The 15,645-nt window shown below is 70.5% G+C and carries 14 protein-coding genes and 1 pseudogene; 4 read left to right on the top strand and 11 right to left on the bottom strand.

Annotated features, from left to right (window positions below; translation table 11 throughout):
* The first annotated feature begins 37 nt into the window (after window positions 1-37).
* Both ACZ3H8_RS30530 and ACZ3H8_RS30525 read left to right on the top strand, forming a co-directional pair.
* A complete protein-coding gene (locus ACZ3H8_RS30530) occupies window positions 38-1,654 on the top strand; it encodes an ABC transporter permease (protein WP_467407406.1) in 1,617 nt (538 codons plus the stop codon).
* On the top strand, window positions 1,654-2,685 hold the full coding sequence (locus ACZ3H8_RS30525; RefSeq protein WP_467407404.1) for an ABC transporter ATP-binding protein: 1,032 nt from the start codon (window positions 1,654-1,656) through the stop codon (window positions 2,683-2,685). The genes ACZ3H8_RS30530 and ACZ3H8_RS30525 overlap by 1 nt, the downstream gene beginning before the upstream one ends.
* 58 nt (window positions 2,686-2,743) lie before the next feature.
* On the opposite strand, the gene ACZ3H8_RS30520 is transcribed toward ACZ3H8_RS30525, so the two are convergent.
* From ACZ3H8_RS30520 to ACZ3H8_RS30495, 6 genes and pseudogenes are all read right to left on the bottom strand, one after another.
* Window positions 2,744-3,664, bottom strand: coding sequence for a DMT family protein (locus ACZ3H8_RS30520; RefSeq protein WP_467407403.1), 921 nt, complete (start codon window positions 3,662-3,664; stop codon window positions 2,744-2,746).
* A gap of 83 nt (window positions 3,665-3,747) precedes the next feature.
* Window positions 3,748-4,875 carry an LOG family protein gene (locus tag ACZ3H8_RS30515; RefSeq protein WP_467407402.1) on the bottom strand — a complete coding sequence of 376 codons (1,128 nt, stop codon included), beginning with the start codon at window positions 4,873-4,875 and terminating at the stop codon, window positions 3,748-3,750.
* An 89-nt stretch (window positions 4,876-4,964) separates the two neighbouring features.
* On the bottom strand, window positions 4,965-6,110 hold the full coding sequence (locus tag ACZ3H8_RS30510; RefSeq protein WP_467407400.1) for a hypothetical protein: 1,146 nt from the start codon (window positions 6,108-6,110) through the stop codon (window positions 4,965-4,967).
* Window positions 6,092-6,736 (bottom strand): annotated as a pseudogene (locus ACZ3H8_RS30505) (ABC transporter ATP-binding protein); the annotation flags it as partial. The gene ACZ3H8_RS30510 and the pseudogene ACZ3H8_RS30505, both read right to left, overlap by 19 nt.
* 280 nt (window positions 6,737-7,016) lie before the next feature.
* Window positions 7,017-8,396, bottom strand: a complete 1,380-nt coding sequence (locus tag ACZ3H8_RS30500; RefSeq protein WP_467407399.1) for an aspartate aminotransferase family protein — start codon at window positions 8,394-8,396, stop codon at window positions 7,017-7,019.
* A complete protein-coding gene (locus tag ACZ3H8_RS30495) occupies window positions 8,381-8,872 on the bottom strand; it encodes an Lrp/AsnC family transcriptional regulator (protein WP_398993017.1) in 492 nt (163 codons plus the stop codon). The genes ACZ3H8_RS30500 and ACZ3H8_RS30495 overlap by 16 nt, the downstream gene beginning before the upstream one ends.
* 180 nt (window positions 8,873-9,052) lie before the next feature.
* Between ACZ3H8_RS30495 and ACZ3H8_RS30490 the strand changes: the two genes are divergently transcribed.
* Window positions 9,053-10,492 (top strand): gamma-aminobutyraldehyde dehydrogenase, encoded by a 1,440-nt coding sequence (locus ACZ3H8_RS30490; protein WP_467407640.1) that lies wholly within the window; start codon window positions 9,053-9,055, stop codon window positions 10,490-10,492.
* A gap of 115 nt (window positions 10,493-10,607) precedes the next feature.
* Here the strand turns inward: ACZ3H8_RS30490 and ACZ3H8_RS30485 are convergent, their stop codons facing one another.
* Together ACZ3H8_RS30485 and ACZ3H8_RS30480 are read right to left on the bottom strand one after the other, a co-directional pair.
* Window positions 10,608-11,177 (bottom strand): TetR/AcrR family transcriptional regulator, encoded by a 570-nt coding sequence (locus tag ACZ3H8_RS30485; RefSeq protein WP_467407397.1) that lies wholly within the window; start codon window positions 11,175-11,177, stop codon window positions 10,608-10,610.
* Window positions 11,174-11,536, bottom strand: coding sequence for a DUF1304 domain-containing protein (locus tag ACZ3H8_RS30480; protein ID WP_467407639.1), 363 nt, complete (start codon window positions 11,534-11,536; stop codon window positions 11,174-11,176). Before ACZ3H8_RS30480 ends, ACZ3H8_RS30485 begins: the two co-directional genes overlap by 4 nt.
* A 162-nt stretch (window positions 11,537-11,698) precedes the next feature.
* On the opposite strand from ACZ3H8_RS30480, the gene ACZ3H8_RS30475 reads away from it, so the two are divergent.
* Window positions 11,699-12,853, top strand: coding sequence for an ABC transporter substrate-binding protein (locus ACZ3H8_RS30475; protein WP_467407395.1), 1,155 nt, complete (start codon window positions 11,699-11,701; stop codon window positions 12,851-12,853).
* A 90-nt stretch (window positions 12,854-12,943) separates the two neighbouring features.
* On the opposite strand, the gene ACZ3H8_RS30470 is transcribed toward ACZ3H8_RS30475, so the two are convergent.
* From ACZ3H8_RS30470 to ACZ3H8_RS30460, 3 genes are read right to left on the bottom strand one after another with little or no spacing between them, the layout of a single operon-like run.
* The gene (locus ACZ3H8_RS30470) at window positions 12,944-13,765 is read right to left on the bottom strand and encodes an SAM-dependent methyltransferase (RefSeq protein ID WP_467407637.1); all 822 of its coding nucleotides are present in this window, start codon (window positions 13,763-13,765) and stop codon (window positions 12,944-12,946) included.
* A 13-nt stretch (window positions 13,766-13,778) separates the two neighbouring features.
* Window positions 13,779-14,483, bottom strand: coding sequence for a glycerophosphodiester phosphodiesterase (locus ACZ3H8_RS30465; protein ID WP_467407394.1), 705 nt, complete (start codon window positions 14,481-14,483; stop codon window positions 13,779-13,781).
* A 20-nt stretch (window positions 14,484-14,503) separates the two neighbouring features.
* Window positions 14,504-15,529: an adenosine deaminase gene (locus ACZ3H8_RS30460; RefSeq protein ID WP_467407392.1), complete on the bottom strand. Its 1,026-nt coding sequence runs from the start codon at window positions 15,527-15,529 to the stop codon at window positions 14,504-14,506.
* Window positions 15,530-15,645: the final 116 nt, after the last annotated feature.

The raw sequence follows: 15,645 nt of genomic DNA, 5'->3' as shown, positions 1-15,645 counted from the left end.
CAGGTCCGTCCGCGGGAATGCGGCGCGGCTCGGGCTGATGGCCGGGCCCGTCGCGTTCTTCGCGGTCTTCTTCGCCTATCCCGTCGTCGCGATCGTGGGCCGCGGTCTGGAGATCGACGGGGTATGGCAGTTCGGGCGGATCGGCGAGGTGCTGGGCCGTTCCGACATTCAGCAGGTGCTGTGGTTCACCATCTGGCAGGCGCTCGCCTCCACTGCGCTCACCCTCCTGATCGCGTTGCCCGGCGCGTACGTCTTCGCCCGCCTCGACTTTCCCGGGAAGCGGCTGCTGCGGGCGGTGGTCACCGTTCCGTTCGTGCTGCCGACCGTCGTCGTAGGGACGGCGTTCCTGGCGCTGCTGGGGCGCGGCGGGCTGCTCGACGAGCTGTGGGGCGTCAGGTTCGACACGACCGTCTGGGCGATCCTGCTCGCCCATGTCTTCTTCAACTACGCGGTGGTCGTACGGACCGTGGGCGGACTGTGGTCGCAACTCGACCCGCGTCAGGAGGAGGCCGCGCGAGTCCTGGGCGCCGGGCGGTTCGCGGCCTGGCGGCGGGTGACGCTGTCCGCGCTCGCGCCCGCCGTGGCGGCGGCCGCCCTGATGGTCTTTCTGTTCACCTTCAGCTCCTTCGGCGTCGTACTGATCCTCGGCGGGCCGGCCTTCTCCACACTTGAGGTGGAGATCTACCGTCAGACGGCTCAACTGCTGGATCTGCCCACGGCGGCGGTGCTCACGCTGCTGCAGTTCGCCGCGGTCGGCGCGATCCTCGCCGTGCACGCGCGGACGGTACGGCGGCGGGAGACCGCGCTGAAGCTGGTGGACCCGGCGCAGACCGCGCGCCGACCGAGTGGCGCGGGGCAGTGGGTGCTGCTCGGCGCGGTGCTCGCCACGATCCTGCTGCTGGTCCTGGCCCCGCTCGGCGTCCTGGTCGAGCGCTCCTTCGACGGTCCCGGAGGCTATGGCTTCGGCTACTACCGGGCGCTCGCCTCCAGCGATGCGAGCGGTGGGGCCTTCCTCGTGCCGCCCATCGACGCCGTGTGGAACTCGTTGAGTTACGCATTCGTCGCGACCGCCATCGCGCTCACCGTCGGCGGCCTCGCCGCGGCCGCGCTCACCCGGAAGGCCGGCCGGCTGGTGCGCGGCTTCGACGCGCTGCTGATGCTGCCGCTCGGCGTCTCCGCGGTGACCGTCGGCTTCGGGTTCCTCATTACCCTCGACAAGCCGCCGCTCGATCTGCGCGGGTCGTGGATTTTGGTGCCCCTCGCCCAAGCGCTGGTCGCAGTGCCCTTCGTCGTACGCATCATGCTGCCGGTGCTGCGAGCGGTGGACGAGCGACTGCGCGAGGCCGCGGCGGTGCTCGGCGCGTCCCCGCTGCGTGTGTGGCGGGAGGTGGACCTGCCGTTGGTGCGGCGGGCGCTGCTGATCGCCGCGGGGTTCGCATGCGCCGTGTCGCTCGGCGAGTTCGGGGCGACCGTGTTCATCGCCAGGCCCGACAATCCGACGCTGCCGGTGGCCGTGGCCCGGCTTCTCGGCCGGCCCGGTGAGCTCAACTACGGGCAGGCGATGGCGCTGAGCACGATCTTGATGGTGGTGTGCGCGGCGGCGCTGCTGCTCCTCGAACGCATCCGTACCGACAAGACCTCCGGAGAGTTCTGATGGCGTTGCTGCGGCTTGAGGGCGTGACCGTACGGTTCGGGGCGCGGGCGGCGCTCGACTCGGTGGATCTGGAGGTCGCCGAGCACGAGATCGTCTGCGTGCTGGGGCCGAGCGGCAGCGGTAAGTCAACGCTGCTGCGGATCGTCGCCGGGCTGCAGACCGCCGACGCCGGGCGGGTGCTGCTGTCCGGCGCGGACCAGGCCGGGGTGCCGGTGCACCGGCGCGGTGTGGGCCTGATGTTCCAGGACCACCAGCTCTTCCCGCAGCGCGACGTGGGCGGCAACGTCGCCTTCGGGCTGCGGATGCACGGCAGCGGCCGGGCCGAACAGGCCCGCCGCGTCGACGAGTTGCTGGAGCTCGTCGGGCTGCCGGCCGCGCAGCGCCGGGCCGTTGCCTCGCTGTCCGGCGGGGAGCAGCAGCGGGTGGCGCTGGCCCGTGCGCTCGCGCCGGAGCCCCGGCTGCTGATGCTGGACGAGCCGCTCGGCCAGCTGGACCGCGGGCTGCGGGAGCGTCTCGTCGTCGAACTGCGCGGGCTGTTCGGTCGGTTGGGCACCACCGTGCTCGCCGTCACCCACGACCAGGGCGAGGCCTTCGCGCTCGCCGACCGCGTCGTCGTCATGCGGGACGGACGGATCGCCCAGGCGGGCACGCCGCTGGAGGTCTGGGAGCGGCCCGCCTCCGAGTTCGTGGCCCGCTTCCTCGGCTTCGACAATGTGGTGCCGGCGACGGTGGGCGGTGCCGCCGCCGACACGGTGTGGGGCAAGATCCCGGTGCCGGAGGGTTCGCCGCAGGGCGAGTGCAAGGTGCTGGTCCGGCCCGCCGGGGTGCGGCTGGCCGACGCCTCGGACGGGCTGCCCTGCACGGTCGAGGGGCGTACGTTCCGGGGCAACCACGTCGCCGTACAGCTGCGGCCCTGTGACGGGCCGCCGCTGGAGGCGGAATGCTCGCTGCGGGACGCGCCGGATGAAGGGGCCGAGGTGGGGGTCGTCTTCGCCGCCGCCGATGTGGTGGTACTGGACCCGGCCGGGTGAGCACTTGCTGCTCGCTGCGGGAATCGCCGATCACCCCGCCGGGTAATGGACGGGGCGGCTAGGGGACGGAGATCAGCTCATCGGGGTGCGAGTCCGTCGGCTGCGGCTCCGTGCCATGGGCCTCTGGCGCGCCGAACCAGGCCACCGCGACCGCGCCCGCCACCGCCAGTACGAAGCCGAGAATCGCCATCCAGGCGAAGCCGGGGCGGGACGAGTCGCCCAGCCACAGCACGCCGATCATGCCCGGCAGTACGGTCTCGCCCACGACCAGCGCCGCGGTCGCGCCGTTCACCGAGCCGATCTGCAGTGCGACGGTGTGCAGATACATGCCGCCGATCCCGGCCACCAGGATCGCGTAGAGCGCGGGGTCCGAGAGCAGGGCGCCCAGATCGAAGGGGTCGATGCCGTTCAGGACGCGTACGCCGACGCCCAGCGCGCCGAAGCCGAGGCCGGACAGCAGACCCGCCAGGATCGCGGCGCGCGCGCCGAGGAGGCGTACGACGACGGTGCCGCCGACCATCAGCAGCAGCGAGATCGCCAGCAGCCACCAGTGGGTCGCGATCGGGGTGTGGCCGCTGCCCTCCGGGCCCGCGGCCGTGGCCAGCAACACCAGGGCCGAGCAGACGACGGCGATGGAGGTCCACTCGGCGCGGTTCAGCTTGATGCCCAGCAGCTTCACGCTCAGCACCGCCGTGATCACCAGATTCGCGCTGATCACGGTCTGCGAGAGGAATAGCGGGAGGAGACGGGCGGCCAGTGCGCCCAGGCCGAAGCCGACGAAGTCCAGGATCGTGCCGACGATGAACTCCCAGGTCATCGCGGCCTGTGCCGTGGAGGACAGGCTCGGTCCGCCGTGCTGGGTGACGCCCGCCGCGGCCGCCTCGCGGCGGGCGGCCTTGCGGGATCCCACGGCTTGCAGCACCGACCCCGTGCCGTAACAGATCGAGGCCGCGACAGCGGTCAGTAGGCCGATCAGCACCAGGAGCTCCGTTCACGTGGGGTCAGTCCAACTGCCAGACGTGAGTTTGGGGCCGGAAGTTGCTTCTGCTTTCGTGCCGCTCTTTACCTGAGGCCGGTGAGGCGGCGCAGCGCGTCGGGCGCCTCGTCGACCGAGTCGACGAGCGCGATACGGGACTCCATCGAGCGGCCCGCCGCGAGGGACTGGAGCAGCGGCCAGGTGGGGAGCCGCTCCGTCCAGTGCGTGCGGTTGACGAGGACCATGGGGGTCGGCTCGCCGCGGGACTCGTAGTAGTTCGGGGTCGCGCTGTCGAAAATCTCCTGGACTGTGCCGGCGGCGCCGGGCAGGAAGATCACACCGGCGTTGGAGCGGGCGAGGAGGCCGTCCTCGCGGGTGGCGTTGGCGAAGTACTTGCCGATGTGGCCCGCGAAGGCGTTCGGCGGCTCGTGGCCGTAGAACCAGGTGGGGATTCCGACGGAGTCACCGCCGCCGGGCCAGCGGTCCCGCACCTCGAAGGCCGCGCCCGCCCAGTCGGAGATCGAGGGGATGAAGGAGGGGGCCTTGGCGAGGAGTTCGAGCGCCTCGTCGAGCATCTCGTCGGGGCGCGGGGCGGCGTACGCACCGAGGTTCGCGGCCTCCATCGCACCCGGTCCGCCGCCAGTGGCGACGGTGAATCCGGCCCTCGCGAGGGCCTGTCCGAGGCGGGCGGCGCCTGCGTACGCGTCGGTGCCCCGGGCCATCGCGTGGCCGCCCATCACGCCCACGACGCGGGCGCCGACGAGGAGTTCGTCCAGAGCGTCGGAGATCGCGTCGTCGTGGATCGACCGGAGCATGGAGGCGAAGATGTCGCCGTCGGCCTTGGTCCGCTGGAACCAGTCGTAGGCGAGGGCGTCGGGGGTGGCTTCGTAGCCGCCGGCGGCGAGGCCTTCGTAGAGCTCGTCAGGGGAGTACAGGAGCCCGCGGTACGGGTCGAAGGGCAGATCGGGGACGGGCGGAAAGACGAGCGCGCCGTCGGCCCTGACCTTGGCGGCGGCGTCGGGCTGCATGGGGCAGCCGAGGAAGACGGCGCCGGTGGTGTCGGCGGAGAGCAGGGCGAAAGTGCGGTCTGTCAGGTCGACGGACTGGACGCGGTGACCGACGAGTGAGCCGTGGGCGACGACGTGGTCGAACTCCTCGAGGGTCTCTATCTCGCGGTCGTGGCTGTGGGCTTGCGGTCCGTGTCCATGCACCATGCGGCCACGATAGGCCCTGCGGGTGGGGCGGCGCGGGGCGGGTCTTTTCCCCGCGGGCGGTGTACGGCTGGCTGCTGCTCACCGCGCGCTCAGTTTGAGAACGGGACCGCTGCCAGGGCCGTCACCGCCCACGTCAGGGGGGCGAAGACCGCCAGAAGTGCCGCCGCGCGCAGAGCGGTTGCGTTGCGCAGGACCGTCGCGGGGATGCCCATGCTGCGGAGGGAGTCCGTGTTCGTGGCGCGGGTCTGCCTTGCCTCCAGGGCCGAGACCAGCAGTGTCGCCGTCGTGCACGTCATCACCAGTGCCGTGCCCAGGCCCGTCAGGAGGCCGATGGGCTGCTCGGCCGTACCGCCGTACAGCGTGGCGGCCTCGATCGCCGCAGAGGCGACCGCGCAGACCACGCCGAGAGGGCGGCCGATGCGGCGGGATTCCTCCATCAGGATGCGGCCCGCCAGCAGACGGGTCGCGCCCGGGCGCAGCGACTGGAGGAGCCGGCCGCTGAAGTGGGTGATGCCCGGGCCCGCCAGGGCCAGGCCCAGGGCGGTGAGGGTCCAGCCGACGAGAACGCCGGCCGGGTTGCCGTCGATCTCGCCCGGGACGGGGAGCGGTGAGCCGGCGCCACCGCGGCCCGCGTACGTCTCGACGGCCATGCCGATGGCCATCAGCGCGACGCCCCACGGCAGCTCGGTCGGCGCGGAGGACGCCGCGTCCGGCGGCGGGGGCACCCGGCGCGGGCGCAGGGACAGTGCCGCGGCGACCGAGGCCAGCAGCGGCACCAGCGCGAGGAGCGTCAGCGCGGCCGCCAGCGGCAGCGGCTGGTCCGCGGCCAGCAGCTCGGCCGTCGCCCCGTCGAACGGCAGCCCCGTCAGATCGCCCCGCAGATGAAGGAAGATGAGTAGAGCGAGCATGCTGCCGAGCGTGCCCGAGACGGCAGTGGAGACAGCGGCCAGCGCGGTGAGCCTGGCGGGCCCCAGGCCGACCGCCGAGAGGCCGGGCCTGGGCCGCGTACTCGGATCCGTACGCGCCACCGCCACCGCGAAGTGCACCGTCGCCGCGAGCGGGATCAGGCACCAGAGCAGCCGTAGCCCCGATGTGCCCGAGTCGGTGGGATGGGACAGCGCGTACGTCAGCGTGCACAGCAGCAGGAAGCCCACACCCGCCGACGCCGCCGCCACCATCAGCCGGCGCAGCAGGACGAGAGGGTGCGTACCGCGGGCTAGACGGAGAGCGAGCACTCGGCTCGGCCTTCCGCGTCGGCGGTCGCGAGCGAATTGACGCGCCGGCCGTCCACGAGCGTGACCGAGCGGTCCGCGCGCGTTGCCACCTCCGGGTCGTGCGTGGCGAGCACGACGGTGATCCGGTGCGAGCGGGCCGCGGCCATCAACGTACGCAGCACCCCCGTCCCGTCCGCGCGGTGCAGCGTCGCCGTCGGCTCGTCGGCGAACACCACCAGTGGCGTGCTGACCAGCGCCCGTGCCGTGGCGACCCGCTGCCGCTGCGCCTGCAGCAGCGCATGCGGCCGTAGCCGGGCGCACGCGCCGATGTCGAGCCGCTCCAGCCACTCCATCGCCGCGGCCTTCGCCTTGCGGTGCGACGCGCCGCGCAGCAGCTGCGGCAGGGCCGCGTTCTCCCACGCCGTCAGCTCTGGGACCAGCGTCGGCTCGGGGTCGATCCAGCCGAACCGGTTGCGCCGGAGCCGCTCGCGCAGCAGCGGGGTCAGCGTGTGCACGGGGGAGCTGTTGAACCACACTTCGCCCTTGTCGGCGACGAGTTGGCCGGACAGGCACCGCAGCAGCGTGGTCTTTCCGCTGCCGCGCGGGCCGTACACGGCGAGGATCTCGCCCTCGCGCACACCCAGCGAAACGCCGACGAGCGCGGGCGAGCCGCTGTGGGAGTGGTGCAGGGAACGTGCCCAGAGCACATCGTTGTCCGGCGGGGCCACCATGGCGTACACCTCGGTTCTGATCAGATTTCTCCTCCCCCGTACGGGGGAACGAAGACAGGGCCGATCGGTCACTCGGCACGGTATGGATTCAGAACCGGCGTATCGGGAAGCACGCGGCCCGGGTGCACCCCATCCCACTCGGATGGCCGAATGAGATGCCGGGTGCCCCGGGCCGTTTGCCGTAAGCGACCAAAGGTCAGAGCTTCGTCCAGGCCTCCGTGAGGACCGTGCGCAGAATCTGCTCGATCTCGTCGAACGTCGACTGGTCGGCGATCAGCGGCGGCGCCAGCTGCACGACCGGGTCACCGCGGTCGTCGGCCCGGCAGTACAGACCGTTCTCGTACAGCGCCTTGGAGAGGAAGCCGTAGAGCACGCGCTCGGTCTCCTCGTCCGTGAAGGACTCCTTGGTGACCTTGTCCTTCACCAGCTCGATGCCGTAGAAGAAGCCGTTTCCGCGTACGTCGCCGACGATCGGCAGGTCGTGCAGCTTCTGCAGCGTGGACAGGAAGTTGCCCTCGTTGTCCAGGACGTGCTGGTTGAGGCCCTCGCGCTCGAAGATGTCGAGGTTGGCCAGGCCCACCGCGGCGGAGACCGGGTGGCCGCCGAAGGTGTAGCCGTGCAGGAAGGTGTTGTCGCCCCTGTAGAACGGCTCGGCGAGGCGGTCGGAGATGATGCACGCGCCGATCGGGGAGTAGCCCGAGGTCATGCCCTTGGCGCAGGTGATCATGTCCGGTACGTAGCCGAACTTGTCGCAGGCGAACGTCGTGCCGAGTCGGCCGAAGGCACAGATGACCTCGTCCGACACGAGCAGCACGTCGTACTGGTCGCAGATCTCACGGACCCGCTGGAAGTACCCGGGCGGCGGCGGGAAGCAGCCACCGGCGTTCTGTACCGGCTCCAGGAAGACCGCCGCGACCGTCTCGGGGCCCTCGAAGAGGATCTGCTGCTCGATCTGGTCGGCGGCCCAGCGGCCGAAGGCCTCCGGGTCGTCGCCGTGGATCGGCGCGCGGTAGATGTTGGTGTTCGGCACCTTGTGAGCGCCGGGGACCAGCGGCTCGAAGGGGGCCTTGAGCGCGGGCAGACCGGTGATGGACAGGGCGCCCTGCGGGGTGCCGTGGTAGGCGACCGCACGCGAGATGACCTTGTACTTGGTGTACTTGCCCTGCAGCTTGAAGTACTGCTTCGCCAGCTTCCAGGCGGTCTCGACAGCCTCGCCGCCGCCGGTGGTGAAGAAGACCTTGTTGAGGTCGCCGGGGGCGTGGTGCGCCAGCCGCTCGGCGAGCTCGACGGCCTTCGGGTGGGCGTAGGACCACACCGGGAAGAAGGCGAGCTCCTGCGCCTGCTTGTACGCGGTCTCGGCGAGCTCTACGCGGCCGTGGCCGGCGTTGACCACGAAGAGGCCGGCGAGGCCGTCGAGGTAGCGCTTGCCCTTGTCGTCGTAGATGTAGGTGCCCTCACCACGCACGATGGTGGGGACGGGTGCGTTCTCGTACGACGACATGCGGGTGAAGTGCATCCACAGGTGGTCGTAGGCGGCTTTGGAGAGGTCCTTGCTCACGGCTATCGGGTTCCCCACATATAGGTCTGCTTCTTGAGCTTGAGGTAGACGAAGCTCTCGGTGGTGCGCACGCCGGGGAGCGCGCGTATCCGCTTGTTGATCACTTCGAGCAGGTGGTCGTCGTCCTCGCAGACGATCTCCACCATGAGGTCGAACGAGCCCGCGGTCATCACCACGTACTCGCACTCGGCCATGGCTGTGAGCGCATCGGCCACCGGGTCGACGTCGCCCTCGACCGTGATGCCGACCATCGCCTGGCGTCGCAGGCCCACGGTGAGTGGGTCCGTGACGGCGACGATCTGCATCACGCCCTGGTCGAGCAGCTTCTGGACGCGCTGCCGGACGGCCGCTTCGGACAGGCCCACGGCCTTGCCGATGGCGGCGTACGGACGACGCCCGTCCTCCTGGAGCTGTTCGATGATTGCGAGGGAGACGGCATCGATCGTCGGAGATGATCCGCTGCCGTTCCTGGAGTCTGCGTTACGACTGGCCACGAGCTCACTCTGCACTGCGACTCGTCTGTCCCGCAAGCCCTGAGCGATGATATTCGTTGTTCTGGGGCCGCAATTTCACCGAATCCGAAGTTGCGGGGGGTTGGGGCTGTCGAAAGCGTCACGTAGGAGATTAGGGTGGAGGTCTCACCCATCGGACATCTGACAGGAGGGGTGGCAACAGTGACCACCGAGCTGCGTCGTCTGCGCAACTACATCAACGGGGAGTTCCGGGACGCCGCCGACGGGCGGACAATCGAGGTCGTCAACCCGGCCACCGGTGACGTGTACGCCACGTCGCCGCTCTCCGGGCAGGCAGACGTCGACGCCGCCATGGACGCTGCCGCGGCCGCCTTCCCGGGCTGGCGCGACACCACCCCGGCCGAGCGCCAGAAGGTCCTGCTGAAGATCGCAGACGCCTTCGAGGAGCGGGCCGAGGACCTGATCGCGGCCGAATCGGAGAACACCGGCAAGCCGCTCGAGCTCACCCGCACCGAAGAGATCCCGCCGATGGTGGACCAGATCCGCTTCTTCGCGGGCGCGGCGCGGATGCTGGAGGGCCGGTCGGCCGGCGAGTACATGGAGGGCTTCACCTCCATCGTCCGGCGTGAGCCGGTCGGCGTCTGCGCGCAGGTCGCGCCGTGGAACTACCCGATGATGATGGCCGTCTGGAAGTTCGCGCCGGCGCTGGCGGCGGGCAACACCGTCGTCATCAAGCCGTCCGACACGACGCCCGCGTCGACGGTCCTGATCGCCGAGATCATCGGCTCGATCGTGCCCAAGGGCGTCTTCAACGTCATCTGCGGTGACCGGGAGACCGGCCGCGCGATGGTCGAGCACCCGACCCCGGCGATGGCGTCCATCACCGGTTCCGTACGGGCGGGCATGCAGGTCGCCGCGTCCGCGGCCAAGGACGTCAAGCGCGTCCACCTGGAGCTGGGCGGCAAGGCGCCGGTCGTCGTCTTCGAGGACACCGACATCGCCAAGGCCGTCGAGGACATCTCAGTGGCGGGCTACTTCAACGCGGGCCAGGACTGTACGGCCGCGACGCGCGTCCTGGTGCACGAGTCGATCCACGACGAGTTCGTCTCGGCGCTGGCGAAGGCGGCGGCGGACACGAAGACGGGCATGCCGGACGACGAGGACGTGCTGTACGGCCCGCTGAACAACGCGAACCAGCTGGCCCAGGTCTCGGGCTTCATCGACCGGCTGCCGGCGCACGCGAAGGTCGAGGCGGGTGGCCACCGGGTCGGCGAGAAGGGCTACTTCTATGCGGCGACGGTCGTCTCCGGCCTGAAGCAGGACGACGAGATCATCCAGAACGAGGTCTTCGGTCCGGTCATCACGGTCCAGTCCTTCTCGGACGAGAAGCAGGCGCTCGAGTGGGCGAACGGCGTGGAGTTCGCGCTGGCGTCGTCGGTGTGGACGAAGGACCACGCGCGGGCGATGAGGATGTCCAAGGCGCTGGACTTCGGGTGTGTGTGGATCAACACGCACATCCCGCTGGTGGCGGAGATGCCGCACGGCGGCTTCAAGAAGTCGGGGTACGGGAAGGACCTGTCGGCGTACGGGTTCGACGACTACACGCGGATCAAGCACGTGATGACGTCGCTGAACGCGTAGTTCTCGGGGGCGGGGTGGGGGCTTCCCCCATCCCGCCCCTTCCCGAAAACCGCGGGCTGCGCCGCCGGACGCCTGGGCGCCCCGCGGCGCCGGCCTCGCCCGGACTCCCTGCCGCTCAGCTCGTTGGCGTGCGGTGGAGCGTCACCAGGAGGCGCCAGACCTGGGCGGCCATGTCTTCCGGCGTCGCGGCGATCGTGCCGTGCAGCCAGTCCGCCAGGACGCCCGCGAACGCCGATGCCACCGCCGAGGCGATCAGGTCCGGGGCCGGTGCACCCGCCAACTCGCGTTCCTTGCGGCTGCGTTCGCGCAGCTCGCGGTGGAGCAGGTCGCCCAGCGGGCCGCTGCCACCCTCGCGCAGCAGGGTGCGGTAGAGCGCGGCATGCGGGGCCAGCCCGGTGAAGAAGGCCGTCAGGGCGGGCGGGGGAGCGCTCGGGTCGGGGGTGCCGCGCCAGGCGTGGAGGGCCTCCACCGCGTCTCGTACCACCTCCGCGCAGGCGTCGACCGCCAGCGCCTGCAGGTCCGGGTAGTGCAGATAGAACGTGGCCCGGCCCAGGCCCGCCCTGCGCACCAGGGCCGCGACGCTCACCTCTTCCAGCGGCTGTTCCGCGCACTCCTCCAGCAGCGCCTCGCGCAGCCTGGCCCGGGTGCGCTCCGCGCGCGGGTCGCCGGTGGAGCTCGTGCTCATCCGGCCACCAGGACCGCCGCCAGTGCCAGCGCCCCCGGCAGCGCCTGAGCCACCAGGATGCGCCGGTTCGCGGTGAAGCCGCCGTACAGGCCCGCGATCACCACGCAGCTGAGGAAGAAGACCTGCGCGCGGTACCCCGTCGGGTCCGCGGCGATCAGGCCCCAGACCAGGCCCGCCGCCAGAAAGCCGTTGTACAGGCCCTGGTTCGCGGCGAGGGGGGCCGTCGCGCGGGCCATCTCCGAGTCGAAGCCGGAGAGGCCGCGGCCCGGCTTGCGCTGCCACAGGAACATCTCCAGAACCAGGATGTACGCGTGGAGCGCGGCCACGAGGCCGACCAGGACATGTGCCGTTGTGTTCATCATTGACCTCAACTTCTTGGACAGGTGTCCAGTAAGTATAGACACATGTCCATGATCGACAGAGTGGCCGCCCGAAGCACGTACCGATCGACGCAGCGTCCATTGCTGCGCGTAGCTCCCGCCCGCCATTCTTCGGACGTGCCAGCGATCCGGATGAACCCCATGTCACGGCGGTCCCTGCTGTTCGGCTTCGCCGCCGGCGCCGCGCTCACCGGATGCGGGGTGCCCGCGGCGTACGTGAAGCCCTCAGAGCGCGCACGGCGCGACGACTCCGAGCGCGACCGGAGCGTCGACTTCGCCAACTGGCCGCTGTACGTCGACACGGACTACGAGGACACCTCCGAGCGCCCCACCCTCAACGCCTTCACCGAACGCACCGGGATCTCCGTCCGATACACCGAGGAGATCAACGACAACGACGAGTTCTTCGGGAAGATCAGCCCCGCGCTGATGAACCATCAGGAGACCGGCCGGGATCTGATCGTGGTCAGCGACTGGATGGCCGCCCGCTTCGTACGGCTCGGCTGGGTGCAGGAGATGGCCCGCGCCAAGCAGCCGAACGTCGCCAAGTACCTCGACCCGCAGCTGCGTTCACCCGCCTTCGACGACGGGCGGCTGCACAGCGTCCCCTGGCAGTCCGGGATCACCGGCATCGCGTACAACCGCAGGAGGCTCGGCCGCGAGATCCAGCACACCGATGACCTGTGGGCGGACGACCTGCGCGGCAAGGTCACGCTGCTGTCCGGCCTCGATGAATCCTTCGCGCTGCTTATGCAGGGCAACGGCGTCGATGTCACCCGCTGGACCGCCGACGACTTCCACACCGTGTGCGAGCAGGTGGAGCGGCTGGTGAAGGCGAAGCACATCAGGCGCTTCACCGGCAACGACTACATCAAGGACCTCTCCACCGGCGACGTGCTGGCCTGCCAGGCGTACTCCGGCGATGTCATCCAGCTCCAGGCCGACAACCCGGACATCGAGTTCGTCGTGCCGCAGGAGGGCGCGGAGCTGTGGGCGGAAAGCCTGATGATCCCCAACCTCGCCCGCCACAAGCGCAATGCCGAGGCGCTCGTGGACCACTACTACGAGCCGGAGGTCGCCGCCGCGCTCGCGGCCTGGGTCAACTACGTCTGCCCGGTGCCGGCCGCCCGTGACGTCCTGGCCTCGTTCAAGGACGAGGAGACGGCCGCTCTTGCCGAAGACCCGCTGATCTTCCCCGACGACGAGATGCGCAAGCGCCTGGCGATCGCGAGGGACATCACATCCGAGGAGCGCACGGAGTTCGCCGAGCGGTGGAACTCCATCGTCGGCCTGTAGCAGGCCCGCGACCATGAACTCGCCTGTCGCACATGGACTGTTCGCGGCCCGGGCCCCGCACGCCGCCGAGGGCGACGCCGCCGCTCGCAGCTACGGCTTGCGGGCGACCGCGCCGAACTGCGCCACCTGTACCGGCTCGGCGCCGGTCGCCGGGTCGTGCCGCCAGCGTGCGCACGACACGATGCCCGGCTCCAGCAGGTCGAGGCCCTCGCAGAACGAGGCGAACTCCGCGCGGCTGCGCGCGGTGATCGGCGGTGTCGCGTTCTCGTTCCAGAACGCCATCGCCTCGGAGTTGCCCTCGCCGCCCAGCTCCAGCGTCGGATGCGTGAGTACGAGATAGCTGCCGGACGGCACCGCCTCCATCAGCCTGCGCACGATCGACCGCGCCTCGTCGGTATCCATCACGAAGTTCAGGATGCCGAGCATCATCACCGCCACCGGCCGCTTCAGATCCAGTGTCGCCTCGACCGAGCTGACGATCGACTCCGGGTCGTGCGCATCCGCGTCCAGATACTCGGTCGCGCCTGCGGGAGAGCTGGTGAGCAGGGCGCGCGCGTGCGCCAGCACTATCGGGTCGTTGTCGACGTACACGATCCGGGCGTCGGGCGCGATGCGCTGGGCGACTTCATGGGTGTTCTCGACCGTGGGCAGACCGGTGCCGATGTCCAGGAACTGGCGTACCCCCGCCTCACTCACGAGGTGTGTGACCGCGCGGCCCAGGAACGCCCGGTCCGCGCGCGCCACTTCGCCGATGCTCGGGTACAGCCCGGTGACGTGGTCGCCCACCGCGCGGTCGACCGGATAGTTGTCCTTGCCGCCCAGCCAGTGGTTCCAGACCCTGGCGTTGTGCGCTACGTCGGTGCGGATCCTGTCGGTCACGTGTCGCTCCTCGGCCGGCTGCGTCAGGGCCATCATGCCGGACGGATCAAGACGGCCTGCCGCCAGGGGAGTTCGGCCGGACCGTGGAGTGCAGCGTGTCCACGCGGTTGGTGGTGATCGCGTCGACGCCGTACTTCATCAGCCGGCGCATGGTGCGCCGGGTGTCCACCGTCCAGGCGGAGACCAGCAGCCCGTCCCGGTGGATGCGGTCCGTCAGCTCCTGACCGAGCAGCCCGAAACGGTAGTTGAGCCAGCGCGGCCCCACCGCGTCGAGCAGCGCGGGACGCGGCGGCGCAAGAGTCGTCCATGTCATCGCGATCTCGGCCGCGGAGTCGGTGGCCCGCACCGCGAGCATGGTGACCGGGCCCGCGCAGTAGTACACCCGCTCGCCCGCGCCGGATTCGCGGACGGTGCCGACCACCGTCCGCACCGACTCCTCCGAGGCCCCGGGCAGATCGATCATCACGCGGTGCGCGCCGACCGCGAGCAGCGCCTCGCGCAGCGTGGGCACTCCGCCGAGGGTCAGCTCGTCGACCTCGGCCCGGGTGAGCTTCGCGAGTGGCCGGTCGTGACCCCACAGCCGTTTCAGCGAGTCGTCGTGCAGCAGCATGGGCACGCCGTCACGGGTGAGGCGTACATCGATCTCCACCGCGTCCGCGCCCCGTTCGATCGCCGAGCGGAGCGAGGGCAGGGTGTTCTCACGGACGCGGTACGGATCGCCACGATGGCCCACGACACTGACGGTGCGCATGGGCCCATTGTCGGGGCCGGTCAGCGGGCGGGCCATGCGGCGGTGTACGCGTCGATCTCCGCCACGATCCGCGCCTTGCCGGCCGGATCAAGGAAGGACGCCTCCACGGCGTTCTTCGCGAGGTCGGCCAGTCCGCGCTCGTCCAGCTGAAGCAGCCTGGCGGCGACCGCGTACTCGTTGTTGAGGTCGCTGCCGAACATCGGCGGGTCGTCGCTGTTGATGGTCACCAGCACTCCGGCGTCCACCATCTCCTTGACCGGGTGCTCGTCCAGGTCGCGGACCGCGCGGGTCGCGAGGTTCGAGGTGGGGCACACCTCCAGCGGAATCCGGTGCTCCGCGAGGTGGGCGAGCAGCTTCGGGTCCTGTGTCGCGCTGGTGCCGTGGCCGATGCGCTCGGCGCGCAGGTCGTTCAGCGCGTCCCAGATCGTCTGCGGCCCTGTCGTCTCGCCGGCGTGCGGCACGGAGTGCAGGCCGGCCGCGATCGCGCGGTCGAAGTACGGCTTGAACTGCGGCCGCGGCACTCCGATCTCCGGGCCGCCGAGCCCGAAGGAGACCAGGCCGTCGGGGCGCAGGTCCACCGAGAGCCGCGCGGTCTCCTCCGCGGCCTCGAGACCGGCCTCGCCCGGGATGTCGAAGCACCAGCGCAGTACGACGCCGAGCTCGGCCTCGGCAGCCTTGCGGGCGTCCTCGATCGCTGCCATGAAGGCGTACTCGTCGATGCCGCGGCGGGTCGAGCTGAACGGCGTGACGGTCAGCTCGGCGTAGCGGATGTTCTGCCGGGCCATGTCGCGGGCCACCTCGAAGGTGAGCAGCCGTACGTCCTCCGGTGTGCGGATCAGGTCCACGACCGACAGATAGACCTCGATGAAGTGCGCGAAGTCGGTGAAGGAGAAGTAGTCGGCGAGCGCCTCGGGGTCGGTGGGGACCTTGGAGTCGGGGTGGCGGGCGGCCAGCTCGGCAACGATGCGCGGGGAGGCGGAGCCGACATGGTGCACATGCAGCTCGGCCTTGGGAAGCCCCGCGATGAAGGGGTGCAGATCGGTCATCGGGGTCCTCCACGGGCGATGGGATAAGCACCAAGGTGCGCGAGGGCGGGGTGCGAGGGCGGTGCGACCGGCTGTTCGGGTCGGGGGCCACCGTTCGGGTCAGGGATCATCGTAGG

It is taken from the genome of Streptomyces sp. NPDC002868 (assembly GCF_055563295.1).
Note: the sequence above shows the minus strand (reverse complement) of the source record. Positions and strands in the feature narration are given on the sequence as shown.

Bases quoted from the DNA above. Each gene is read 5' to 3' on its own strand.
- ACZ3H8_RS30530 (WP_467407406.1), top strand. From the start codon at position 38: ATGGCCGGGCCCGTCGCGTTCTTCGCGGTCTTCTTCGCCTATCCCGTC.
- ACZ3H8_RS30525 (WP_467407404.1), top strand. From the start codon at position 1,654: ATGGCGTTGCTGCGGCTTGAGGGCGTGACCGTACGGTTCGGGGCGCGG.
- ACZ3H8_RS30515 (WP_467407402.1), bottom strand. From the start codon at position 4,875: ATGGTGCATGGACACGGACCGCAAGCCCACAGCCACGACCGCGAGATA.
- ACZ3H8_RS30485 (WP_467407397.1), bottom strand. From the start codon at position 11,177: ATGAGCACGAGCTCCACCGGCGACCCGCGCGCGGAGCGCACCCGGGCC.
- ACZ3H8_RS30480 (WP_467407639.1), bottom strand. From the start codon at position 11,536: ATGAACACAACGGCACATGTCCTGGTCGGCCTCGTGGCCGCGCTCCAC.
- ACZ3H8_RS30475 (WP_467407395.1), top strand. From the start codon at position 11,699: ATGTCACGGCGGTCCCTGCTGTTCGGCTTCGCCGCCGGCGCCGCGCTC.
- ACZ3H8_RS30470 (WP_467407637.1), bottom strand. From the start codon at position 13,765: ATGGCCCTGACGCAGCCGGCCGAGGAGCGACACGTGACCGACAGGATC.
- ACZ3H8_RS30465 (WP_467407394.1), bottom strand. From the start codon at position 14,483: ATGCGCACCGTCAGTGTCGTGGGCCATCGTGGCGATCCGTACCGCGTC.
- ACZ3H8_RS30460 (WP_467407392.1), bottom strand. From the start codon at position 15,529: ATGACCGATCTGCACCCCTTCATCGCGGGGCTTCCCAAGGCCGAGCTG.